Consider the following 22,775-nt stretch of genomic DNA (forward strand, 5'->3'; position numbering starts at 1 on the left):
TCTTTATGGCCAGAAAATGCGCAAAATGTGCTTCTATCCCTGCTAGGTATTACACAAACAGATAGGCATCAGCGTATGAATTGGGCTTATTCACTGCCCACTAGCTGGTATTTTCTTAGAAGCCCCCTCAGTTGATGGTAGCTCAAGCAGAGTAATTCAGCGGCTTTGCGTTGATTAAACTGGGCCTGTTCAAGCGCCTGTTGCAGTATGTCAACCTCCTGATCTTGCTGCCATTGGCGAAAGTCGAGGGGGAATGCCCAGTCTGTATCGCTTGCTGTCTTTGGTTGGTCACTTTCCTGTGGACTAACTGCACTGCTGTCTTGCTCTTTGTCTTGTGCCCAAGGCGGCTTGAACGGGTCGAAGGTGATGGTGTCGACGGGTTCGTCTTCGAGGCTATGGCGGAACACTGAGCGTTCAACGACATTTTTAAGCTCGCGGATATTGCCCGGCCACGGGTAGTTTTGCAGTTGTTGCTGAGCGTGCTGGCTAAATCCGGCAAAGAAACTGAAGTTGAGCTCACGGCACATTTTTACCGCGTAATATTCGGCCAGAGGCAAAATATCTTCTTGGCGCTCTCTAAGAGGGGGAAGGTGGATAATGTCAAAGGCCAACCGATCGAGTAAATCAGAGCGGAATTTACCGTCAGCAGCGAGTTGCGGCAGGTTTTCGTTGGTGGCACAAATCAGGCGGACATTGGCCAGGCAGGTATTGCTACCACCAACCCGTTCGTATTCGCCGTATTCAATCACCCTCAGCAATTTTTCCTGAACGCCCATCGGCGCGGTAGCCAGTTCATCAAGAAATAAAGTGCCGCTTTCGGCCCGCTCGAAGCGCCCTTGGTGGCGGCCTTTAGCACCGGTAAAAGACCCTGCTTCATGGCCGAACAATTCGGAATCAATCACGCCCTCGCTCAGGGCGGCACAGTTAAGCGAGATCAGAGGTTGGTCCCAGCGGCGGGACAGGTAATGCAGACGTTGGGCGATGAGCTCTTTACCGGTTCCCCGTTCGCCGATGATCAAGATAGGGCGATCCAGTGGGGCGAGGCGGGATGTTTGGTCCAGTACCGTGAGAAAAGCCTCTGACTCGCCAATCAGATTATCTGTTTTACGCATGGTTAATCTCGCTAATAGTTGGCGTAATTAGTTACACCTTAGCAGGCGGTTACAAAAGGCGCAAAGCTAAATGCATGATTTTAAACAGGCAAAAAGTTGGCACGGGAGTTGAAAAGAGCAAGGAAAGCGGCTATTGGCCCTTGGAAGAGAGGGCCCTAGGTAAAAGCATGAAGAGCTTGAAGCCGTAAAGCTCTCTGAAAATGTTTTTGCCGAGCCCCGAGCTTCCCGAACAACTTAGGAGATACAATTATGGGTATTTTTTCACGTTTTGCCGATATCGTTAATGCCAACGTCAATTCATTGCTAGATAAGGCGGAAGATCCTCAGAAAATGATCCGCCTTATCATCCAGGAAATGGAAGATACACTGGTTGAAGTTCGTACTTCTTCAGCGCGTGCTTTGGCTGACAAGAAAGAGTTGCAGCGCCGTATTCAGGCGATTGAATCACAAAGCCGTGATTGGCAGGAAAAAGCCAGTTTGGCTATCCAGAAAGGTCGCGAGGATCTTGCCCGTGCAGCCTTGATTGAAAAGCAGAAGCTGAACGATGTTGCGCTGACTTTGCACGAAGAATACAAGCTGGTGGAAGAAACCATCGAAAAGCTGGCGGCTGAAGTGGCTGAGCTAGAGCGTAAGCTTCAGGAAACCCGTGCCCGCCAGCAGGCGTTGGTAATGCGCCACAAGGCTGCTGATACCCGCCGTGATGTACGCCGCCAGTTGGATACCGGCAAGGTAGACGAAGCACTGTCGAAATTCGAGCAATACGAGCGCCGTATTGATGAGATGGAAGCAGAAGCCGATAGCTACAGCATTGGGCGTGGTAAGAACCTGCATGATGAATTTGCTGATCTACAGGCACAAGATGAAATCGAAAAAGAGCTTGAGCGCATGAAAGCCAACCTCAAGGACAAAGAGTAATTCACCTTAACAGAAATTGGTTGTTATGATGGTTGTGGCTATTGTGACAATCTAATGAATTGAATCTGCGCGAATTAAAGGAGAGAAATAATGTCTATGGGGTTTATTGTTTGGCCGTTAGTCGTATTCATGATCTTTGTTGCCCCGCTGTGGTTGATCCTTCACTACCGAAGCAAGAAGCATGCTAGTGAAGGGCTGTCTGGTGATGATCAGCAGAAACTGCAGGCGCTGGTGGCTCGCGCAGAGCAGATGCAAGAGCGGATTGTGACCCTAGAACGAATTCTAGATGCGGAAGTGCCGCAATGGAGGCGCAAATCATGAGTAAAACCCTCTACCGCGACCCGAAAAACGGTAAGTTAGGTGGCGTTTGTGCCGGTGTTGCCGAATACTTTGGTATGGAAATCTGGTTGGTGAGGATCCTCACTGTGTCAGCGTTTTTACTCGGAGTTGGTTTTTTTGTCACTGTGGCCTATATCGCTGCGTGTTTCATCTTGGAGAAAATGCCGGAAGAGCGGAGTCAGCAACAGACCATCTTCCGCGAACATCATGTCAAGCAGAAGCCTTGGCAAGCAGGAAAGCCTGCGGGGCAAATCCTGCACAATGTCGAAGTTGAGCTCGACAAGATGGAACAGGAACTGCGTGATATGGAGTCCTATGTGACTTCCTCGGCCTTCAAGGTGGATCGCGAATTCCGTAACCTCTAGTGGGCAGGTACGCACAAAAGCAGGCAGCCGCCTGCTTTTTCTTTTTTCGCCATGGAACATTTTCCTCTCCATATACACAAAGAATTGGTATCGGGTGATAGGTGAACGTAATGGTTCATCAAGGGTTAATAACGCCCGGCGTATAGTTTGGCTATGAGCCGTTTCGCGCTGTGAGTGAATTTTTTCAGGAAAGTTTATGAATCGATTTAGCAATGAGTTGAACAAACTGGTGAACCGGAGTTTGGACCGCCACGTACGCTTGGCGGTGACGGGCTTGTCCCGGGCGGGTAAGACCGCTTTTATTACATCACTGGTCAATCAACTTATGCATGTGAGCACCAATCCGAGGTTGCCACTCTTCACTGCTGTTCGTGACGGGCAGTTATTGGGCGCCAAACGGGTGCCGCAGATTGATATGCATGTGCCGAAATTTGGCTACGAAGAGGGGATGGGGGCGTTGCTTTCGGCCCCTCCAAGTTGGCCCGAGCCAACCCGGGATGTCAGCCAGACCCGTTTGGCCCTGCGATATAAGCCCCAGCGGGGGCCGATGAAACTGTTGCAGGACACCGCTACCTTGTACCTCGATATTGTCGACTACCCTGGTGAGTGGTTGTTGGATCTGCCGCTGCTGGAGCTGGATTTCATGACATGGTCACGCCAGCAAGCCCAGATATTGAAAGGCAAGCGTGCCGAGTTGGCAACGGGATGGTTGGCTATGGCCGAGGAGTTTGACCCTCTAGCGCCAGCCGATGAAACCTTGATTGAGCAAATCTCAGCACGATTTACCGAGTACTTGTACAAGTGTAAAGCTGAAGGCGGCTTGCATTGGGTGCAGCCTGGGCGCTTTGTCTTACCGGGCGAGTTGGCCGGGGCGCCGGTATTGCAGTTCTTCCCTATGGTTTGGCTGGAGAAAATTACTGAGCAGCAGTGGAATGATGCCAGTGATGAAACCAACTTGGGTATGCTAAAGAGCCGCTACCGCTATTACCAGCAGCATGTGGTGAAGGCGTTTTACAAAGAGCATTTCTCCAAGTTTGACCGTCAGATCATCTTGGTTGACTGCCTACAGCCACTTAATGCTGGGCCGGAGTCCTTCAATGATATGCGCCAGGCTCTGGATCAGTTAATGCAAAGTTTCCGTTACGGCCGCAGTTCGATGCTAAAACGCTTGTTCTCTCCACGGATAGACAAGGTGCTATTCGCGGCGACCAAAGCCGATCACGTGACGCCGGAGCAGCATCCTAATCTGGTCAGCCTGCTTCAGCAGTTGGTGAATGAAGCATGGCAGACAGCGTCATTTGAAGGGATCAAGATGGATTGTGTCAGCCTGTCATCGATACAGGCAACTGAGCCGGGCTTTGTGGATTACCACGGTCGCCAGGTCCCTGCGCTGAGGGGGCATCAAATCGACGAGGAGGCGAAAACCTTGTTCCCCGGCGAAGTCCCTCGCCGATTGCCAAACGATGCGTTTTGGCAGCAGTCCGGATTTGATTTTATTAATTTCCGTCCGCTTGAAATGCAAAGCGACGAGCCATTGCCGCATATCCGGATGGATAAGGCGATGGAGTACCTGTTAGGGGACAAACTGCAATGAGTGAGCCGTTGAAAAGTAAAATTGTCTTTGATGAGCCAGTCAAGCCTGAGCCGGCAGCCGCCGAGGTGGAGTTGACCTCCCAGCTCCAGTTTGCCGAGCAGGAGAAGACGTTCTTGCCAGAAACCACAGATATCGACCAAGCCGATGTCGAAGCTGAGCTCGACAGGGCGCTGAGAAGCAAACCCAAGCGCCGCTCCGGTTGGCTTAAAGGGTTGCTGGTTGCCGGTGCTGCGATGGTCGGTTGGCAAACGGTGGATTATGTTGTGACGGCGTATCAGGGCGGGGACTGGCTAGCCCTTGGCTGGAGTGTGATTGTCGCGGGTATTGCCGGAGCAGGTATTACTGCTTTGGGCCGTGAGCTTCTAAGCCTGCGCCGTTTAAAGCAGCGCCAGAGTGAGCGTGAACAGGCCCAGGCATTGCTTGAGGCTGATGGTATTGGTCAAGCCAAGGCATTTTGTACCAAGCTAGCTAAACAGGGCAAGGCAGTGGAGGAGCATGCCGGCTATGATAAATGGCTAAACTCCCTGGCCGCGACCCACAATGACCGTGAAGTGATGCAACTCTATGATCGTATGGTGCTGGGCCAGCAAGATAAGCTAGCGCGTAAACTGGTGGCGAAATATGCCAGCGAAGCTGCTGTGATGGTCGCGGTTAGCCCGTTGGCCTTGGCGGATATGCTGCTGGTGGCTTGGCGCAATTTCCGCTTGATTGACCAGATTTCCAAGGTCTATGGCGTTGAGTTAGGCTATTGGTCGCGGATCAAGTTGGTTAAACTGGTATTGGCTAACATGGCTGTGGCGGGCGCTACTGAAGTCATTGCCGACGGGGGGATGGACATGCTGTCGATGGATTTGGCGGGTAGGGTGTCCACCCGGGTCGCACAAGGTGTCGGGGTTGGTTTGCTGACGGGGCGCTTGGGGCTTAAAGCAATTAGCCTAATGCGGCCTTTGCCATGGCAGCCGGAGCAGCAACCTAAGCTGAGCGAAATCCGCAAGGATCTGCTTACGCGCCTGACCCACAAAGACCGTCAAGACTAGGTGACGACCCAGAAAAATAAGGCCCTGCGAGGGCCTTATTTTTTGTCTTTGGGTCGATTTTGACCTCATTCATTTTATTCAGTACGGCGATATTTCACTGCCGATGGATTGATAGTGCGCAACCTCTCAGGTATGGACGTCAATGACTTGACTCAACTACAGGGAAGGCGCAAACTTCTAGTGTCAACAATTCCTGACACCTTGGAAGATAATAAATATGAGGCTACAAGTCTTTTGCGAAGACCGACTTGGCATGACCCGAGAGCTGCTGGATATCCTTGCGAGCCGGCAGATTGACTTACGGGGCATTGAAATTGACCGGGTTGGGATTATTTACCTAAACTGCCCAGAAGTTGAGTTTGAGCAGTTCAGCCAGCTGATGTCGCAGATCCGCCAATTGGACGGAGTGACAGATGTTAGAAAGATCCAGTTCATGCCGAGCGAGCGTGAACACAAAGAGCTCAAAGCATTGCTGGAAGCCTTACCTGATCCGTTTTTCTCTGTTAGCTTGCAAGGCAAGATCGATCTAGCCAATGACGCAGCTGAAGTATTACTTGGCAAAAGCCGTGAAGAAATTGTCGGTGAACATATTCAGACCTTTGTCGGTTTCAATGTTCACAACTGGTTAGAAAAAGAGAAGGCTAGCCGACGCAGTGAGCTGGTGGTGTTATCCGGTCTTGATTACATGATGGAAATCATGCCGGTTTATGTCACCGACGAGACTGAAGAGCAAGTCTTGGCCAGTGCGGTTATCCTGCTTAAATCCTTATCGGAAGCCAAGATGCCGTTGGCGATGCGCCAACTCAGTGGTGACAATGGCTTTGAGCACCTAGTTGGCCAGTCCTCCCGCTTCAAGCAGTTGGTGTCACAAGCTAAAAAGTTGGCGATGTTGGATGCCCCATTGCTCATTCAGGGCGAGACCGGTACAGGTAAGGAAATGCTGGCTCGGGCCTGCCACCAGCGCTCGCTGCGCCGCGATAACCCTTTCTTGTTGGTTAACTGCATGTCGATGCCAGATAACGCGGCTGAAACCGAATTATTTGGTATGGCGGCAACCGCTACCGAACCAGGCAAGAAAGGTATCTTCGAACAAGCTGATGGTGGTATTGCCTTCCTGTACGAAGTGGGCGAAATGTCTGAGCACCTGCAGATCAAACTGCTTCGCTTCCTGCAGGACGGTACGTTCCGTCGTGTAGGCGAAGAGAAGGAGATGAAGGTGGATGTCCGGGTGATCTGCTCGACCCAGAAGAAGTTGCCTGAGCTGGTAGCGACGGGACAGTTCAGGGAAGACTTGTACTACCGACTCAATGTCTTGGCCCTGACCGTACCGCCACTGCGTGAAAGAACCGCTGATATTGTCCCGTTGGCCGACCTGTTTTTGAGCCAGTTTGCCCAGGAATTGCAGCAGCCTAAACCGTCTATTTCCCCTGAGGTCGCCCAGTACCTGAGTCAATATGCATGGCCAGGTAATATCCGCCAGCTGCGAAACGTTCTGTTCCGTGCGATGACCCAGCTTGAAGGGACGGAAATCAGTGTTGATGATATCCAGTTGCCGGAAAATGAATCGGCAACCGTGATCAGCGAAGAAACCTTAGATGGCTCGCTGGATGAAATCATGAAGCGCTATGAGTCAGGCATTCTCAACAGCCTCTACCGCAGCTACCCGTCAACCCGCAAGCTAGCGAAAAGGCTTGGTGTGTCGCACACCGCCGTCGCCAACAAGTTGCGGGAGTATGGCATCGGAAAACACTAAGCTGTCGATTTAGTGATGGATATTATGCCAAAGGAGCCTTAGGGCTCCTTTGTTTTTTGAGGTCCTAGGAAAAGCGGGTCCTAGTTCCTGGGAGAAGCAAAAGCAGAAACAGGGGCTATTAGGATAGGATACGAGATCTTTGAAAAAGCGAAAAACAGAAGCAAGATCCTGATGTATCGAAGCTTTCGGCAAATTCTGCCTCCAGAACCCAGAACCGATCTTTTCTACTTCAACAACCTCAACTTTCCTTGCTCTAGCTCCCTGAGCTGGCAGATCAGATCCTGCCCGTAGCGACAGCTTTGCTGCGCCTCGACTTCGGTTGCGACCCGGTGGCACGGGATAATGATTGGGATAGGGTTGACGTTTTTTGCCATGCCGATGGCAAGGATGGCGGTTGAATGCTCGATGTGGGTGGCGATTTGTTGGTATGAACGGTGGCTGTTGTAGGGGATTTCGCTAATGGCTTGCCACACTTGTTGCTGGAAGTCGGTACCGTGGGGGGCGAGGGGGATGGTGAACTGTTTGCGTTTTCCGTCGAGGTATTCAGCGAGCTGGGCGATAAACGGGGCCATGAAATCCGGGTCATGTTCCCAGTGGCTGTCTGGGGAAAATCCGCCACTAGCGATAGTAAGTTGTCGTAATCCCTGCTCGTCTGCTAATAAGTATATCTTTCCCAATACCGTATCAAGGTGGTCGTAATACATAGTCATCACTGTGTTGGTTAGCGTCAATCGCGGCGCGGCTATCACAATGATAGCTCAAACATGCGGCCAAATCTTTGTCCTGAAATAAGTTTATCTTCCGGGTGTATTCATCGCTGGTTGGCTGTGCTAACGTTTCAACATTGTATGTCGCATAAGGATAATGTGCTGTTGTTTCATTCAATTATCACCCGGGCAACGTCAATCGATATTGGTGATGCGGTTGTTAGGCTTATTACCACCAAAGATGTCGCGGCCATTACCGCATACTACCAACGTAACAGGGCCTTCCTCCAGCCTTGGGAACCGCTGCGTGAAGAGGCTTTCTTTACCGAAACAGGTTGGCATCGGCGTTTGGAGCAATTGATGCAGTTGCACAAACATAAAATGGCCTACTACTTTGTGATCCAGCAGAAAAGCAGTGATGAAATTTGTGGGGTGGTAAATTACAGCAACCTCGTGCGTCATCCCTTCCATGCTTGCCATGTGGGTTATTCGCTTGATCAGGATTGCCAAGGGCAGGGTTTGATGAGCCGTGCATTGGCTGCAGCGAACCGCTGGATGTTCGAAGACCAGAGTTTCCACCGGATTATGGCAGCCTATATGCCCCGCAACGCCAGGAGTGCCGCTGTGCTGAAAAAATGCGGCTTTGTCATTGAGGGTGAGGCTAAGGATTACCTGCTTATCAACGGCAAGTGGGAAGACCATATCCTGACGGCTTGTATCAATGAAGACTGGACGATGCCGGTTTAACATCAGGCTGCGACTGTTGATGCTGCCCAAATAAAAAACGAGAGCCAACGGGCTCTCGTTTTGGTTTTTGGCATACACAAAATTAGGTTTGGGCTAGATACGTTGCCAAAGCTCTGTGTAACGGCCATTCTGACCGAGCAGCTCCCGGTGCTTGCCTTGTTCGATGATTTCGCCCTCGTCCATCAAACAGATATGATCCATCTGTTCCAGGCCAACCAAGCGGTGGGTGATAAACAGCACCGTTTTGTCTTTGGCGTGCTCAAGCAACAAGCTCATGATCTGTTGCTCGGTACGGCGGTCTAGGCCCTCAGTTGGCTCATCCATCAGCAGGATTGGCGCATCGTGCAGCAGGGCACGGGCAATGCCGATACGGCGGCGTTCACCCCCAGAAATCTGGCGGCCACCTTCACCAAGCCAGGTATCCAAGCCTTTGCCTTCCAGCAGTGCTTCAAGACCGACTTTTTCAAGCACTTCACAGAACTCTTCGTCAGTGCCTGTTGGTTTGGCTAGAATCAGGTTCTCACGCAGTGAACCATTGAAGACATCCACCCGCTGGCTGACGACCGTAATGGCTTTGCGCAGTGGCGCTTCCTGCCATTTTGGCAGCGAGACACCGTCTAGGGCGATCTGCCCTTGCTGAGGATCCCAGTTACGGGTCAACAGCTGCAGCAAGGTTGATTTACCACAACCGGTACGGCCAAGCAGGGCAACCTTTTCACCCGCCCCGATAGTCAAAGAGATATCTTTCAATACCGGCTCATCGCTACCGTAGTAGGTATAGCTGATGTTCTGAATATCCAGCGCCCCTTGAACCTCGGCGGTGTGGCCATCGGGATCAAACGGGGTATCCGGCGTTGCTTCAATGATCTCATTGAGGCGGCGGGCTGACGTCAGGGTTTGGCCTAGGTACTGGAACGCGCCAGCTACAGGCATCATCAGTTCGAAACTCGCCATAGTCGCGAAGGCGACCATTGCCACAAACGGGTCTGGTGCTTGGCCAGCAATACCATCGGCAGCCATCCAGGTGATCAAAACCAGGGTCCAGCCGGTAGCTGCCATTAAGATAGCATTGGCGAGGCCGGTCAGGTTTGCCATCTTGCGCTGGGCATTGAGAAGAGATTGCTGTTCATCAAGGGCTGCCTGGTAGTAGCGGTCCTCGGCATTGAACAACAATAGTTCGGCATTGCCCTGGATCCAATCAAGCATCTTCACCCGGTAGTTGGCTTTGGCCATGGTCAAGGTTTCACCATTGGCTTTACCCAAACGGTAGAAGATGACCGGTAGGATCAGCATTAGGGCCAGCAAAATAGCACCTAAAGTCAGGCCGATGGTTGGGTCGAACCAGGCCAGGAAGCCGGTGATTGCCAGCAAGCCGATTACGCCAATGAGCAATGGGCTAACCAAACGCAAATAGACATGGTCCATTGCATCGACATCAGCCACCAAACGGTTGAGCAGGTCAGCATCGCGCAAGTTGGTCTGGCGGCCCGGGATCAACGGTGTCAGTTTGCGGAAGAAGAACAAGCGTAGATCTGCCAGCAACTTGAAAGTCGCGTTGTGGCTGACCACTCGCTCACCCCAGCGCCCAGCCGTGCGGGCTATCGAGAAACCTCGTACGCCAGCACCTGGCAACATGTAGTTGAAGGTCTCACGGGCGATAGTCAGGCCTGCCACTGCCGAAGCGGCAATAAACCAGCCTGATAGGGTTAACAGGCTCATGGCAGCTAATAGGGTGCCAAGCCCCAGTAGCATACCCAGTGTTAGGCCAAACCAGTGTTTACGGTATAGCTTGAGGTAAGGGATTAAATCACGCATCGAGATCCCTCTTGTCGGTATGGGCTAGCATCTCAGCAAGTAGGCCTTGCTGGCGGATCTGTTCAAACGGACCGTTCTGGACCAATTTGCCGTTATCCATCACCAAAACACGGTCCATAGCGGCCAGTTGGTCTAGGCGGTGGCTGACCATAAGGGCCGTTTGGCCACTGACGGCATTTTTCAGGCTATCTAGTACCAAATGCTCGGAGTTGGCATCGAGGCTGGCAGTCGGTTCATCGAGAATCCAGAAGGCACCGCTTTGCAGCATGGCACGGGCAACGGCGATACGCTGTGCCTGGCCGACAGAAAGGCCACCGGAACGGTCTCCCACCTGGTGCTGGTAACCTTTCTCCAGGCGCGAGATAAATTCATCGGCATAGGCTTGCTGCGAAACTTGCATGATGTGCTCGTCAGTCGCTAGCGGGTTGCCCAATGTGATGTTGTCTCGGACAGTACCGTGCAGCAGTAGTGGGTTTTGTCCGACCCAGCTGATTGCCTGTCGCCACTGGCTGTGGTCAAGCTCGCTAAGCTCGACGCCGTTGATTTTCAAGCTGCCGCGGTAAGGCAAGAAGCCTAGTAGGGCATTGAGCAGGCTGGTTTTACCGGCACCACTTGGGCCGACTAAGGCTACTTGCTCATGGGCATTAATATCGAAATTAAGCGGGCCTGCCAAGGCTTGGCCTTGTGGGCTCAGTACTTCCAACTGCTCGGCACTGATAGAGATAGTCTCAGGGGAGTCTAGATTGGTTTGGCCTTGGCTCATGCCATCGGCTTCGCTGTCGAGGAACTCAACAATAGACTCGGCTGCCCCGATCGCTTGGGCTTTGGCATGGTAGAAAGTCCCCAGGTCACGCAGAGGCTGGTAGAACTCAGGTGCCAGTACCAAAATGAACAGGCCGGTAAATAGGCTGATTGGTACGCCGTAGTGGCCGAAGTTCAGCTCGCCAATGAACGAGAAACCAAAGTAAACCGCAACGATTGCCACTGAGATAGCCGAAAAGAACTCCAGTACTGCCGATGACAGGAAGGCCATCCTCAACACTTCCATAGTACGCTTGCGCAGCACATGGGAAGCCGCGTGGAGGTTTTCTGCTTCGGCTTCAGCACGGTTGAACAAACGCAGGGTCGACAAACCTTGTAAACGGTCATAAAAATGACCTGAAAGGCGCTGGAGTGCTTTGAAGTTACGGCGGTTGGCATCAGCAGCACCGAGGCCGACCAGTGCCATGAACATAGGAACCAGCGGTGCGGTGATCAGGAAAATTAGTCCAGCGGCCCAGTTTAGCGGGAAGACGGCAAACAGGATCACCAGGGGAACCAGCACCGCAATCGACATTTGTGGGATATAGCGGGAGAAGAAGTCTTGCATCTCTTCTACCTGCTCCAGTACCAGGCTCGCCCAGACACCCGCAGGCTTGCCTTTGATATAGGCCGGACCTAACTGTTGCAAACGTTGCAGGATCAGTTGTCTGATATGCAGCCGTATTTGTTCGCCGCAGCGGTAACCGAATATTTCCCGGCCCCAGCTACAGGCGGCTCGCAGGCCGACGACGACAAACAGGCCGACGAAGCTGGAAACCAGCTGATATTTATCGGTGTGTTCAATAATGAGTTGGTGCAGGATATGGGCAAGCAAAGCAGCTTGGCCAACGAGTAGCAACCCCGACAAGAACCCCAGGCCGACACTGAGCATGAGCCAGCGTTTAGCCAGCTTACTCTGTGATTTCAACCATTTGGTTAAATCGCGTTGTAATTGTTTATCCATATTAAATTCTTGAGCCGCTAGGGCAGCCGGCTTAAAGGTGAAGGCTAAAAAGGCCACCTTGAAAGGTGGCCATAAGTATTATTTTTGTTGTTCTAGCGCGTCGAGGAAACGCTCGGCATCAAGTGCTGCCATGCAGCCAGTACCGGCAGAGGTAATAGCCTGACGATAAGTGTGGTCCATGACATCACCTGCAGCGAAGATACCTTCTACGCTGGTTTGGGTGGCGTTACCTTCAGTACCAGACTGTACCTTGATGTAACCGTTGTTCATCTCAAGTTGGCCTTCAAAAATGCCAGTATTTGGCTGGTGGCCGATTGCGATGAAAGCACCCATCACATCAAGCGTTTCGGTTGCATCAGATTGGGTATCTTTGATGCGCACGGCAGTTACGCCCATTTCGTCGCCCAGCACTTCATCGAGCACGCGATCGGTGTGCAGGATAATATTGCCGTTCTCGACTTTGTCCATCAATCGTTTGATCAGGATCTTCTCTGAACGGAAGGTATCACGACGGTGGATCAGGTGAACTTCTGAAGCGATGTTAGATAGGTAAAGCGCTTCTTCAACGGCAGTATTACCACCACCGACAACTGCCACTTTCTGGTTGCGGTAGAAGAAACCGTCACAGGTCGCACAAGCAGAAACGCCGCGGCCCTTGAAGTTTTCTTCTGACTCTAGGCCAAGGTATTTGGCCGATGCACCGGTCGAGATGATCAAAGCATCACAGGTGTATTCACCGCTGTCGCCTTTTAGGCGGAAAGGGCGCTGGCTAAAATCAGTTTCATTGATGTGATCAAAAATGATTTCGGTCTCGAATCGCTCAGCGTGCTCTTTCATGCGATCCATAAGTGCAGGACCGGTTAGGCCTTCAGCGTCACCTGGCCAGTTTTCTACTTCTGTGGTGGTAGTGAGCTGACCACCTTGCTGCATACCCGTAATCATTACCGGGTTTAGGTTGGCACGTGCAGCATAAACGGCTGCCGTATAACCAGCAGGACCAGAACCAAGGATGAGCAGTTTACAATGTCTTACGTTACTCATTACTTCTCCAGGCTGAATGAGATTTTTGATCTTGTGAAGAGTGATTGTAGGTAAATTGAGGCGCTATGGAAAGAGGAGGATTGTAGCGCAGCCTTTTCCCTGTAAAGTCACGCTGCCGAGGTGGATTCCCGGCAGCGATGATAATTTATTTAGATGTATTTGCTATAAGTGATAGCTAAAAGTTATATATAAATGATGTGCTAGTACATGCTAATCGCGACTGTTGGATCGGTATAGTGCAAGTCAAAACTATCGGCGACCTCTTTACATGTCACTTTACCATGTATCACATTCAGCCCTGCAAGGAATCCGGAATCGTCCAAAAGGGCTTTTTTATAACCGAGATTTGCCAGCTTAATGACATAGGGCAGGGTGGCATTATTGAGAGCAAAGGCCGATGTTCTCGCCACCGCGCCCGGCATATTAGCAACGCAATAATGGACCACATTGTCGACTATATAGGTGGGTTCCGTATGGGTTGTCGGGTGCGAAGTTTCAAAGCATCCGCCTTGGTCAATAGCGACATCAACCAATGCCGAACCGGGTTTCATCTGCTTGACGTGCTGGGCGGTAATTAGCTTGGGCGCAGCGGCCCCGGGGATCAGCACCGCACCAATGATGATATCGGCTTCAGGCACCAGCTGGTCTATGATCTCAGAGGTCGAGTACACCAAATTCACTGCCCCTCTAAACTCGCAATCCAGCGCCCTCAAGGTATCGACGTTACGGTCAAGCAAAGTGACATTGGCCCGCATGCCCACTGCCATCCTAGCGGCATTGGAGCCGACGACACCGCCACCCAATATGAGTACATTGGCCGGTTCGACACCGGGGACACCACTGAGTAATAGGCCCCGTCCGCCGTTAGAATTCTCTAGCGTTTGGGCTCCTGCTTGGATAGACATTCTGCCCGCAACTTCTGACATCGGGGCTAAAAGCGGTAATCTGCCTGCTGAGTCGGTGACGGTTTCGTAAGCAATACAGACAGCTTTGCTGTCAATCAGGTCTTTTGTTTGCGGAAAATCTGGTGCAAGATGGAGATAAGTGAATAAAATTTGCCCTTCATTCAGCATGGCTCTTTCTACTGCTTGAGGCTCTTTTACTTTGACAATCATCTCTGATCTGGTAAAAACTTCTTTAGCGTTAGAAATAATTGTAGCGCCAGCGTTCTCATAGTCTGAGTCTGACAGCCCGATCCCGACACCGGCTTGGGTTTCGACCAGGACTTGATGACCGAGTGATGTGAGCTCACGGACACTGCTGGTTACCAGACCAACACGGTATTCGTGATTTTTGATTTCTTTGGGGACTCCAATAATCATGCTGCTCCTCCCTTGGCATCCAGTATGATTGGCTATTGACAAGGATGTAAATGCAGATCTAATGGCAGTATAGTTTGACTAACAGAGTATTTGATTCTAAAAAATAGAAAGATGTAGTATATTTTTTTGCAAGGAAGTAAGAAGGTGGAATAAAAAATGGTAGATACCAAGAAAAAACCATCCAAGGAATTGGATCGTATTGACCGTAACATTTTGAATGAACTTCAAAAAGACGGTCGCATTTCAAATGTAGAGTTATCCAAGCGTGTAGGCTTGTCTCCAACACCATGTCTTGAGCGTGTACGACGCCTAGAGCGTCAGGGCTACATCAGTGGCTACACCGCGTTGCTAAACCCTCAGTATCTTGATGCCTCCCTATTGGTTTTCGTGGAAATCACGCTAAACCGTGGTGCGCCTGATGTGTTTGAGCAGTTCAACAAGTCAGTGCAAGAACTTGAAGACATCCAAGAATGCCACTTGGTATCTGGTGACTTCGACTACTTGCTGAAAACCCGTGTATCAGATATGTCTGCATACCGTAAGTTGTTGGGTGAAACCTTGCTGCGTCTTCCTGGTGTTAACGACACCCGTACCTATGTGGTAATGGAAGAAGTGAAGCAGACTAACAACCTTGTGATCAAAACGCGTTAAGCTTCACAACTGAAATAAGATACATCCAAACTCTTTGGGTAGTTCAAACAAGCGGCCAGTCAGCCGCTTGTTTTGTTTCTGGCGCCTTGTTTTGTTTACTGGCGTAAAGGTAGCGAAAGCGTCAAGCGATCAACAGATTGGCGAAGTTAGCTATTACTAACCCAAGGTGCTGGGATTTTCAGCACATCCTGACAAATTATTACCACCCCGTCCGATATCCACCTTATCTAAATGGCAAAATATGACGCTATTTAGTATAAGATAGGCATTAGTTTTACTGGCGCCTGACACGCCATTAGCCATTGGCATAATAATAACAACGAGCAGGGATGTCCTTGTTCTGATAGTTAAAAAGATTCAGCGTATCTCCCCCAACATAGCTCTTACAGGGCAGAAGGGGGGGACGTTAGAGCAATTTGTTACATCGGAGTGTTTTTTTGAGGAAAGTAAAGGGCAAGAAGCAGCCTAAAATGCGCCTTTCCGGGGGACAGCGCTTACTGGAGAGTTTTCTAATCATCGGCATTTTGTCGGCGATTTTCATCATGGTTGCGCTGTTGAGTTTCGACCCAGCTGATCCTTCATGGTCCCAGACCGCGTGGGAAGGGCCGGTACAAAATAAAGCAGGGGCATTCGGCGCTTTGGTGGCCGATACCTTATTCTTTGCGTTTGGCTCGCTGGCCTATCCGTTACCTGCCGTCATTATTCTTGCTGCATGGGTGCTTTTCCGCCGCCGCCAGCAACCGCTCAAACTGGACTATATGATTTATGGCACCCGCCTGCTCGGTTTGCTCATCATTTTTGTCGCCAGTTGCGGGCTTGCCGATCTCAACTTTGATGATATTTGGTATTTCTCCTCCGGCGGTGTGATAGGTGATGTGGTGTCGAATATGGCATTGCCGCTGTTTAACTTGCTGGGTGCCACGCTGGTTCTAATGTTCGCCTGGGCGATGGGCTTTACCCTGTTTACTGGGATTTCCTGGCTCACCATTGTCGATATCATTGGTGAAACGGTGCTTGGCTCTCTTGCTTGGCTGCTCAACAAGGTTCGCTCTGACAAATCAGAGACATTAACGCCTTTTGCAGCCGATATCCCAGATGAGCACCAGACCGAGTTTGGCCGTCAGTTGGCGATGCAACAAACCGAATCTGAACCCGATGCCGATGATGTGCTGTTGGCTTCAAATAGCCAGGCATCTTCAGAGCCTGCTGATGATAGAAGCCGCTTTGCCCGTCAGGAACCAAGTTTTGGTCAATCGGGTCAACCCGACCCATTACTCAATGGTGTAGGGCTCCAAGCTGATCCACTGATGGACTCTAGCGAACCGAAGATAGTGATGCCTGAGCGTCATCGCCAAGCCCAAGCCCAGACACCAACGATAGCAACTGCTACTGCTGTGACGGCACCGACTGTTGTTGCTGCACAAGCCGAAGCAAGCGCGGAGCCTGCTGCTGTGATAATAGAGCAATCTGTGAGCCAGCCTGTTATTGATACGCCTGCGCAAACAGTCACACCGGTTGAGCCAGTTGCGACGGGATCCCCTCAAGCGGGCGTCCAGCCGCAGAGTGACGAGGCTATTGTCGAAGAGGTTGTTGATGTTCAATCTACCCAGCAAGCCAAAGGCATGACGATTGCTGAGTTAGAAAGGCAACTAGATATCGATGAGAACTTCACGGTGTATGTCGATGAGGGGCAGAGCCAAACTTCTGATGCTGACCCAGCAATCGACAACACTTCTATTGATAATGTTGGGGGGATTGCTGCGGCGGCAGGAGTTGCTACTGCAGAGCCAATTGTGTCTGCCATAGCAGAAACAGCAGCAATGAACCCGCAAGTGGTATCTGAACTACAAGCTGTACCAGAACCACAAGTTGCTCCAGAGGCGGAACTGTCTTCAGGCATGTCATTTAACAATGATGATTTTGTTCCGGAGTCAACCGAAGCACATTCATCACAGGTTCATTTCGAGCCTGCTACAACAGAGTCTCATGTTGCCCAAACTGGTACCTTCGAACCTGTGGTTGAATCAGAGCCGTTGCACACAGAGCCTGTTTCTCAACAAGCGGCCTACCAGGAGCCTGTGTACCAAGAGCAAAGCGCTGATGCTGAGGTTCAGACTGAAGCCGCACCAACGGCACAAGATATTGAAATCGGTGTTCAGGATGGTATGTCTGAGCTAGAGCGGGCTGAGCGTGAAATCGCACCGGCAGAGGATAATAATGAAGAAGGCTTGAGTGATGAAGAAGCCTTCCTCAAGAAAATCCGTGATGCCCAGAAGGCCCAGGCACAAGCGGCGGGCTTGGACAACCCATTCTTGATGAAGCGCGAAGCGGACTTGCCTAAGCCGACCTCGCCGATGCCGACGATTGATTTGCTGGCACCGCCGAAGCAAAACGTCCAGCCGACCACAGAGGAAGAGCTGAAGCAAACGGCGATGCTGGTGGAAGCCAAACTGGCTGACTACAAAATCAAAGCCAAGGTGGTTGGGGTCTACCCAGGCCCGGTGATCACCCGCTATGAGCTAGATCTTGCTCCTGGTGTGAAAGTGAGCCGTATTTCTGGTCTTGCCAAAGACTTGGCCCGTGCCTTGTCAGCGTCGGCGGTACGTGTGGTCGAAGTGATCCCGGGCAAGCCGTATATCGGCCTTGAGCTGCCGAATGTGAACCGTGAAACGGTTTATATGTCAGAGGTAGTGGCGAGTGATAACTTCCAGCAGAAAAAGAGCGCCTTGCCTATTGTGTTGGGTTACGACATTGCCGGTGAGGCAGTGGTTGCCGATTTGAGCAAGATGCCACACTTGCTGGTTGCCGGTACGACAGGTTCCGGTAAGTCGGTGGGTGTGAACGTGATGATTTTGAGCTTGCTGTACAAGTGCAAGCCGGAAGATTGCCGCTTCATCATGATTGACCCGAAAATGCTGGAGTTGTCGATTTACGAAGGCATCCCGCACTTGTTGACCGAAGTGGTTACCGATATGAAAGATGCCAGCAATGCCTTGCGCTGGTGTGTCGGTGAGATGGAGCGTCGCTATAAACTCATGGCAGCATGTGGGGTACGTAACCTGGCTGGCTTCAACGCCAAACTGGAAGAAGCCGCAGCGGCCGGTCATCCAATCCATGATCCGTTATGGAAGCCTGGTGACAGCATGGACGAGTACCCACCGCTGCTGGAGAAAATGCCAAGCATTGTGGTGATCGTCGATGAATTCGCCGATTTGATGATGGTGGTTGGTAAGAAGGTTGAAGAGCTGATTGCCCGATTGGCACAGAAAGCGCGTGCAGCGGGGATTCACTTGGTGCTGGCAACCCAGCGACCGTCGGTGGATGTGATCACAGGCCTTATCAAGGCCAATATCCCGAGCCGTATGGCGTTTACCGTCTCAACCAAAACGGACTCACGCACCATCCTAGACCAAGGCGGTGCAGAATCCCTACTTGGTATGGGTGACATGCTTTACTTGCCAGCAGGTAGCAACCACCCAGTACGTGTTCACGGTGCCTTTGCCTCGGATGAAGATGTCCATAACGTGGTGAACGACTGGAAAGCCCGTGGCAAACCACAGTACATCGAGGGCATCCTTGAGGCGGACCAGGGAGCTGAAGGCCTACTGCCGGGTGAGACCCCGACAGGTGGCGATGACGATTTGGATCAGTTGTTTGACGAAGTGGCAGCGTTTGTTGCTGAGTCGCGCCGTGGTTCGGTATCTGGCGTCCAGCGCCGCTTCAAGATTGGTTATAACCGTGCCGCGCGTATTGTTGAACAACTTGAGGCACACGGTATTGTTAGTGCACCGGGCCACAATGGTAACCGTGAAGTATTGGCACCACCGCCTGCACCTCGCGATTAACCGTGATAGAACACAAGACAACAGTAATGACCATGCCTGCTACGATCTAAGGGCAGGCATTTAAAAAGGGTTTAACAGAATGATTAAAAAAGTGCTTTTGAGTATGTTGGTTGCCGGTCCGTTGCTAATGGCAGGTCAGGCCCTGGCTAACCCGCAGCAGGAACTGAGCACCCGTTTAGGTAAAGTAAATGCGTTCAGTGCCGACTTTACCCAAACCGTCGTAAGCCCAGAGGGGAGCCTGCTGGTAGAAGGTACCGGTGATGTATCCATCAAACGACCTAACTTGTTCCGCTGGAATACGGAAACACCGGATGAGAATATCTTGATCTCTGATGGCAAGACCCTGTGGTACTACAGCCCGTTCATCGAGCAGGTAACGGCAATGTGGCTCAACGATGCCACAGATCAAACCCCGTTTGTTCTGCTGACCCGCAACAGTGCGGCTGATTGGGCCAACTACAATGTATCGCAGACCGCAGATACCTTTACCCTGACACCGAAAAGCGGTGCCTCTTCAATGGGTAAGTTTATTGTAACTGTCGCTAAGTCAGGTGAGGTTCGTAGCTTTTCTGTAGTCGAACAAGACGGCCAGCGCAGCAACTTCAAGCTGTCCAAATTCAACAAGGCAACGCCTGTGGCCAGCTTGTTCACCTTCACGCCGCCACAAGGCGTAGAGCTGGATGATCAGCGCAACTAAGCCTGCGCACCAAATTAGTTGGCAGTGTATCTAGCCTGCCAGCAGTGAACTGATTGATTTAGGTGGTACGCTTGTACCACCTAATTTTGTTTTTAGGCCAACTGAATCGGCAGTGGTTTAGGTTGGTAGAGAGGAGCGGTAATTTTGAGTAATTTCAGCCTGGACTTTTCTTCGGATTTCCGTCCGCTGGCGGCCCGAATGCGTCCACGTACCGTGCAGGAATACATCGGCCAGAAACACATTCTGGCGGAAGGCAAACCGCTGAGGCGCGCCCTTGAAGCGGGGCATCTACATTCGATGATCCTATGGGGACCACCGGGCACCGGAAAAACGACATTGGCCGAGGTAGCAGCCCATTATGCCAATGCTGAAGTTGAACGAGTGTCTGCGGTGACCTCGGGGGTGAAAGATATCCGAGCGGCAATCGACAAGGCCCGTGATAACAAAATGGCCGGCCGTCGCACTATCTTGTTTGTCGATGAGGTCCATCGCTTCAACAAGAGCCAGCAGGATGCCTTCTTGCCCCATATCGAAGACGGCACCGTGACCTTCATTGGCGCAACGACAGAAAACCCTTCTTTTGAACTCAACAACGCATTGTTGTCGCGCGCCCGGGTCTACAAGCTCAAATCACTTGAAACTGAAGAAGTCCTTGAAGTCATTGAGCAGGCCCTTAACGACAAAGAGCGCGGTGTTACTGAGGGTAACCTAGTGTTTGTCGATGAGGTCAAAGAGCGCTTGGCCGAGCTAGTTGGCGGTGATGCCCGTATGTCGCTGAACTATCTTGAACAGCTGATCGACATGGCAGATGAGGACAAGCAGGGCAACAAGCAAATTACCCTGGCACTGCTGGCTGAAGTCGCCGGCGAAAAGATTGCCCGTTTCGATAACAAAGGTGATTTGTGGTACGACATGATTTCAGCGGTTCACAAGTCAATCCGTGGCTCGAGTCCGGACGGCGGCCTATATTGGTATGCCCGTATGCTTCAGGCCGGCTGTGATCCGCTTTACGTTGCCCGCCGCTTGTTGGCGATTGCCTCGGAAGATATTGGTAATGCTGATCCACGGGCGATGCAGGTGGCAGTGTCTGCTTGGGATTGTTTTACCCGGGTCGGCGCTTATGAAGGTGAGCGGGCAATTGCACAAGCGATTGTCTATTTGGCCTGTGCGCCGAAAAGTAACGCGGTTTACACGGCATTTAAACAGGCCAAGTTGGACGCGGCTAACTATCCTGATTATGAAGTTCCGCATCACTTGCGCAATGCACCGACCAAACTGATGAAGGAAATGGGTTACGGCCAGGAGTATCGCTATGCCCATGACGAGCCGGGCGCCTATGCGGCAGGTGAGAGCTATTTCCCGCCTGAGTTAGCGGGCACTCGCTACTATCAGCCGACAAATCGGGGCTTAGAGACTAAAATATCCGAAAAGTTAGATTATCTTGCTTCTTTAGATGCAAAAAGCGCGTCAAAGCGCTATCAATAATAGGGCTTTTTGGGTATTGTTGAGGGATCAGCGTTAGGTTGCCTAACGCCTTCTGAATTATAAATTATTTAGCCACCAATTTGGCTAAATAGTGTGCACTTTAGAACATTATGAGCACAGGATTAGCATGCTAGATTCTAAATTACTTCGAACTGAGCTGGACGCAACAGCCGAAAAATTAGCGCGCCGTGGTTACACTCTTGATGTAGAGCTACTACGTTCCCTAGAAGAAAAACGTAAGTCACTTCAGATCAAAACTGAAGAGCTTCAGGCATTGCGTAACTCCCGATCGAAGTCCATTGGCCAAGCGAAAGCGAAGGGCGATCACGAAGAAGCTGAGCGTATCCTTGCTGAAGTTGGTAACCTAGGCTCTGAGCTGGACGACGCGAAAAAAGCACTTGCGGCGCTTCAGACTGAGCTAGACGCTATCGTACAAACTATTCCAAACCTGCCGGACGATTCTGTTCCTGCTGGTAAAGACGAAAACGAGAACGTAGAAATCTCTCGCTGGGGTCAGCCTCAGTCTTACGATTTCGACGTGAAAGACCACGTTGACCTGGGTGAACTGGCTGACGGTCTTGATTTCGCAAGCGCAGTTAAGCTGTCTGGCGCACGTTTCATCGTGATGAAAGGCCAGTTCGCTCGCCTACACCGTGCAATTGCCCAGTTCATGCTGGATCTGCACACAGACGAGCACGGCTACACCGAGATGTACGTCCCGTACCTTGTGAACTCTGACAGCCTATTCGGTACTGGCCAGCTGCCTAAGTTCGGTGCTGATCTGTTCCACACTCAGCCACTGACTGAGAAAGTGAACGACGAAGAGCCACGTACCTTGTCTTTGATCCCGACAGCAGAAGTACCAGTTACTAACATGCTGCGTGACACGATTTCTGAAGAAGCAGACCTGCCTGTTAAGATGACAGCGCACACACCTTGTTTCCGTTCAGAAGCGGGTTCTTACGGCCGTGACACCCGTGGTCTTATCCGTATGCACCAGTTCGACAAGGTTGAGCTAGTACAGATCACCCGTCCTGAAGACTCAATGGACGCACTGGAAGAGCTAACAGGCCACGCTGAGAAAGTACTACAGCTGCTTGAGCTACCTTACCGCAAAGTGATCCTATGTACTGGTGACATGGGCTTCGGCGCTGTGAAGACTTACGACCTAGAAGTATGGGTTCCTGCACAGGAAACGTACCGTGAGATCTCTTCTTGTTCTAACTGTGGTGACTTCCAGGCTCGCCGTATGCAAGCTCGCTTCCGCCGTAAGGGCGAGAAGAAGCCTGAGCTAGTTCATACCCTGAACGGTTCTGGTTTGGCGGTTGGCCGTACTATGGTTGCTATCCTTGAGAACAACCAGGAAGCTGACGGTCGTATCCGTATCCCTGAAGTACTGCGCAAGTACATGAACAACGTGACTCACATCGGTTAATCCGTTACGCGGACGTTCAAACAGAACAACAAAAGCCCAGCCAATTGGCTGTAATGCCATTCGGATAAGCGTCATCGTTTATACCTGAACGGATACTTGGGTGGCACATAGAGGACTGAACGTGGAAACGTTCGGTCCTTTCTTTTATCC

The 22,775-nt window shown here is 51.3% G+C and carries 18 protein-coding genes; 12 read left to right on the forward strand and 6 right to left on the reverse strand.

Annotated features, from left to right (window positions below; translation table 11 throughout):
- Positions 1-86: 86 nt before the first annotated feature.
- The gene (pspF, locus tag BIZ37_RS08080; RefSeq protein WP_187461083.1) at positions 87-1,112 is read right to left on the reverse strand and encodes a phage shock protein operon transcriptional activator; all 1,026 of its coding nucleotides are present in this window, start codon (positions 1,110-1,112) and stop codon (positions 87-89) included.
- 249 nt (positions 1,113-1,361) lie between these two features.
- Between pspF and pspA the strand changes: the two genes are divergently transcribed.
- The 6 genes from pspA to tyrR all read left to right on the forward strand — a co-directional run bounded on the left by pspA (position 1,362) and on the right by tyrR (position 7,115).
- Positions 1,362-2,027 carry a phage shock protein PspA gene (pspA, locus tag BIZ37_RS08085; protein ID WP_107301382.1) on the forward strand — a complete coding sequence of 222 codons (666 nt, stop codon included), beginning with the start codon at positions 1,362-1,364 and terminating at the stop codon, positions 2,025-2,027.
- Positions 2,028-2,117: 90 nt separating this feature from the next.
- Positions 2,118-2,348, forward strand: coding sequence for an envelope stress response membrane protein PspB (gene pspB / locus BIZ37_RS08090; RefSeq protein ID WP_107301381.1), 231 nt, complete (start codon positions 2,118-2,120; stop codon positions 2,346-2,348).
- Positions 2,345-2,731: an envelope stress response membrane protein PspC gene (gene pspC / locus BIZ37_RS08095; RefSeq protein ID WP_107301380.1), complete on the forward strand. Its 387-nt coding sequence runs from the start codon at positions 2,345-2,347 to the stop codon at positions 2,729-2,731. Before pspB ends, pspC begins: the two co-directional genes overlap by 4 nt.
- 196 nt (positions 2,732-2,927) lie before the next feature.
- Complete coding sequence (locus tag BIZ37_RS08100) at positions 2,928-4,325, forward strand: YcjX family protein (RefSeq protein ID WP_187461084.1); 1,398 nt, start codon at positions 2,928-2,930, stop codon at positions 4,323-4,325.
- Positions 4,322-5,362, forward strand: coding sequence for a YcjF family protein (locus BIZ37_RS08105; protein ID WP_187461085.1), 1,041 nt, complete (start codon positions 4,322-4,324; stop codon positions 5,360-5,362). Before BIZ37_RS08100 ends, BIZ37_RS08105 begins: the two co-directional genes overlap by 4 nt.
- 217 nt (positions 5,363-5,579) lie before the next feature.
- Positions 5,580-7,115, forward strand: coding sequence for a transcriptional regulator TyrR (gene tyrR, locus BIZ37_RS08110; RefSeq protein ID WP_187461086.1), 1,536 nt, complete (start codon positions 5,580-5,582; stop codon positions 7,113-7,115).
- A 224-nt stretch (positions 7,116-7,339) separates the two neighbouring features.
- Here tyrR and BIZ37_RS08115 read toward each other — a convergent pair whose 3' ends face one another.
- Positions 7,340-7,819: a methylated-DNA--[protein]-cysteine S-methyltransferase gene (locus tag BIZ37_RS08115; RefSeq protein WP_187461087.1), complete on the reverse strand. Its 480-nt coding sequence runs from the start codon at positions 7,817-7,819 to the stop codon at positions 7,340-7,342.
- A gap of 168 nt (positions 7,820-7,987) precedes the next feature.
- On the opposite strand from BIZ37_RS08115, the gene rimJ reads away from it, so the two are divergent.
- Positions 7,988-8,569, forward strand: coding sequence for a ribosomal protein S5-alanine N-acetyltransferase (rimJ, locus tag BIZ37_RS08120; protein ID WP_187461088.1), 582 nt, complete (start codon positions 7,988-7,990; stop codon positions 8,567-8,569).
- Positions 8,570-8,662: 93 nt separating this feature from the next.
- On the opposite strand, the gene cydC is transcribed toward rimJ, so the two are convergent.
- From cydC to ald, 4 genes are all read right to left on the reverse strand, one after another.
- On the reverse strand, positions 8,663-10,384 hold the full coding sequence (gene cydC, locus BIZ37_RS08125; RefSeq protein WP_187461089.1) for a cysteine/glutathione ABC transporter ATP-binding protein/permease CydC: 1,722 nt from the start codon (positions 10,382-10,384) through the stop codon (positions 8,663-8,665).
- Entirely contained in the window at positions 10,377-12,149 is a 1,773-nt protein-coding gene (cydD, locus tag BIZ37_RS08130; RefSeq protein ID WP_187461090.1) for a cysteine/glutathione ABC transporter permease/ATP-binding protein CydD, read from the reverse strand. The genes cydC and cydD overlap by 8 nt, the downstream gene beginning before the upstream one ends.
- A 78-nt stretch (positions 12,150-12,227) precedes the next feature.
- The gene (gene trxB / locus BIZ37_RS08135; protein ID WP_187461091.1) at positions 12,228-13,190 is read right to left on the reverse strand and encodes a thioredoxin-disulfide reductase; all 963 of its coding nucleotides are present in this window, start codon (positions 13,188-13,190) and stop codon (positions 12,228-12,230) included.
- Positions 13,191-13,390: 200 nt separating this feature from the next.
- Positions 13,391-14,512: an alanine dehydrogenase gene (gene ald, locus BIZ37_RS08140; RefSeq protein ID WP_187461092.1), complete on the reverse strand. Its 1,122-nt coding sequence runs from the start codon at positions 14,510-14,512 to the stop codon at positions 13,391-13,393.
- Between the two features lie 156 nt (positions 14,513-14,668).
- Between ald and lrp the strand changes: the two genes are divergently transcribed.
- From lrp to serS, 5 genes are all read left to right on the forward strand, one after another.
- Positions 14,669-15,163, forward strand: a complete 495-nt coding sequence (gene lrp, locus BIZ37_RS08145; protein ID WP_036832575.1) for a leucine-responsive transcriptional regulator Lrp — start codon at positions 14,669-14,671, stop codon at positions 15,161-15,163.
- A 470-nt stretch (positions 15,164-15,633) separates the two neighbouring features.
- Positions 15,634-19,008: a DNA translocase FtsK 4TM domain-containing protein gene (locus BIZ37_RS08150; RefSeq protein WP_187461096.1), complete on the forward strand. Its 3,375-nt coding sequence runs from the start codon at positions 15,634-15,636 to the stop codon at positions 19,006-19,008.
- 79 nt (positions 19,009-19,087) lie between these two features.
- The gene (gene lolA, locus BIZ37_RS08155) at positions 19,088-19,705 is read left to right on the forward strand and encodes an outer membrane lipoprotein chaperone LolA (protein WP_187461093.1); all 618 of its coding nucleotides are present in this window, start codon (positions 19,088-19,090) and stop codon (positions 19,703-19,705) included.
- Positions 19,706-19,849: 144 nt separating this feature from the next.
- A complete protein-coding gene (locus tag BIZ37_RS08160) occupies positions 19,850-21,190 on the forward strand; it encodes a replication-associated recombination protein A (protein WP_187461094.1) in 1,341 nt (446 codons plus the stop codon).
- Positions 21,191-21,317: 127 nt separating this feature from the next.
- The gene (gene serS / locus BIZ37_RS08165; protein WP_187461095.1) at positions 21,318-22,625 is read left to right on the forward strand and encodes a serine--tRNA ligase; all 1,308 of its coding nucleotides are present in this window, start codon (positions 21,318-21,320) and stop codon (positions 22,623-22,625) included.
- Positions 22,626-22,775: the final 150 nt, after the last annotated feature.

Origin of the sequence: Photobacterium sp. BZF1, from assembly GCF_014349205.1 — a bacterium.
GTDB lineage: Bacteria > Pseudomonadota > Gammaproteobacteria > Enterobacterales > Vibrionaceae > Photobacterium.

Coding starts and splice junctions, on each gene's coding strand:
- pspB (WP_107301381.1), top strand. CDS start 2,118: ATGTCTATGGGGTTTATTGTTTGGCCGTTAGTCGTATTCATGATCTTT.
- ald (WP_187461092.1), bottom strand. CDS start 14,512: ATGATTATTGGAGTCCCCAAAGAAATCAAAAATCACGAATACCGTGTT.
- cydD (WP_187461090.1), bottom strand. CDS start 12,149: ATGGATAAACAATTACAACGCGATTTAACCAAATGGTTGAAATCACAG.
- BIZ37_RS08115 (WP_187461087.1), bottom strand. CDS start 7,819: ATGTATTACGACCACCTTGATACGGTATTGGGAAAGATATACTTATTA.
- pspC (WP_107301380.1), top strand. CDS start 2,345: ATGAGTAAAACCCTCTACCGCGACCCGAAAAACGGTAAGTTAGGTGGC.
- serS (WP_187461095.1), top strand. CDS start 21,318: ATGCTAGATTCTAAATTACTTCGAACTGAGCTGGACGCAACAGCCGAA.
- pspF (WP_187461083.1), bottom strand. CDS start 1,112: ATGCGTAAAACAGATAATCTGATTGGCGAGTCAGAGGCTTTTCTCACG.
- pspA (WP_107301382.1), top strand. CDS start 1,362: ATGGGTATTTTTTCACGTTTTGCCGATATCGTTAATGCCAACGTCAAT.
- BIZ37_RS08105 (WP_187461085.1), top strand. CDS start 4,322: ATGAGTGAGCCGTTGAAAAGTAAAATTGTCTTTGATGAGCCAGTCAAG.
- lolA (WP_187461093.1), top strand. CDS start 19,088: ATGATTAAAAAAGTGCTTTTGAGTATGTTGGTTGCCGGTCCGTTGCTA.
- BIZ37_RS08100 (WP_187461084.1), top strand. CDS start 2,928: ATGAATCGATTTAGCAATGAGTTGAACAAACTGGTGAACCGGAGTTTG.
- trxB (WP_187461091.1), bottom strand. CDS start 13,190: ATGAGTAACGTAAGACATTGTAAACTGCTCATCCTTGGTTCTGGTCCT.
- tyrR (WP_187461086.1), top strand. CDS start 5,580: ATGAGGCTACAAGTCTTTTGCGAAGACCGACTTGGCATGACCCGAGAG.
- cydC (WP_187461089.1), bottom strand. CDS start 10,384: ATGCGTGATTTAATCCCTTACCTCAAGCTATACCGTAAACACTGGTTT.
- BIZ37_RS08150 (WP_187461096.1), top strand. CDS start 15,634: ATGCGCCTTTCCGGGGGACAGCGCTTACTGGAGAGTTTTCTAATCATC.
- lrp (WP_036832575.1), top strand. CDS start 14,669: ATGGTAGATACCAAGAAAAAACCATCCAAGGAATTGGATCGTATTGAC.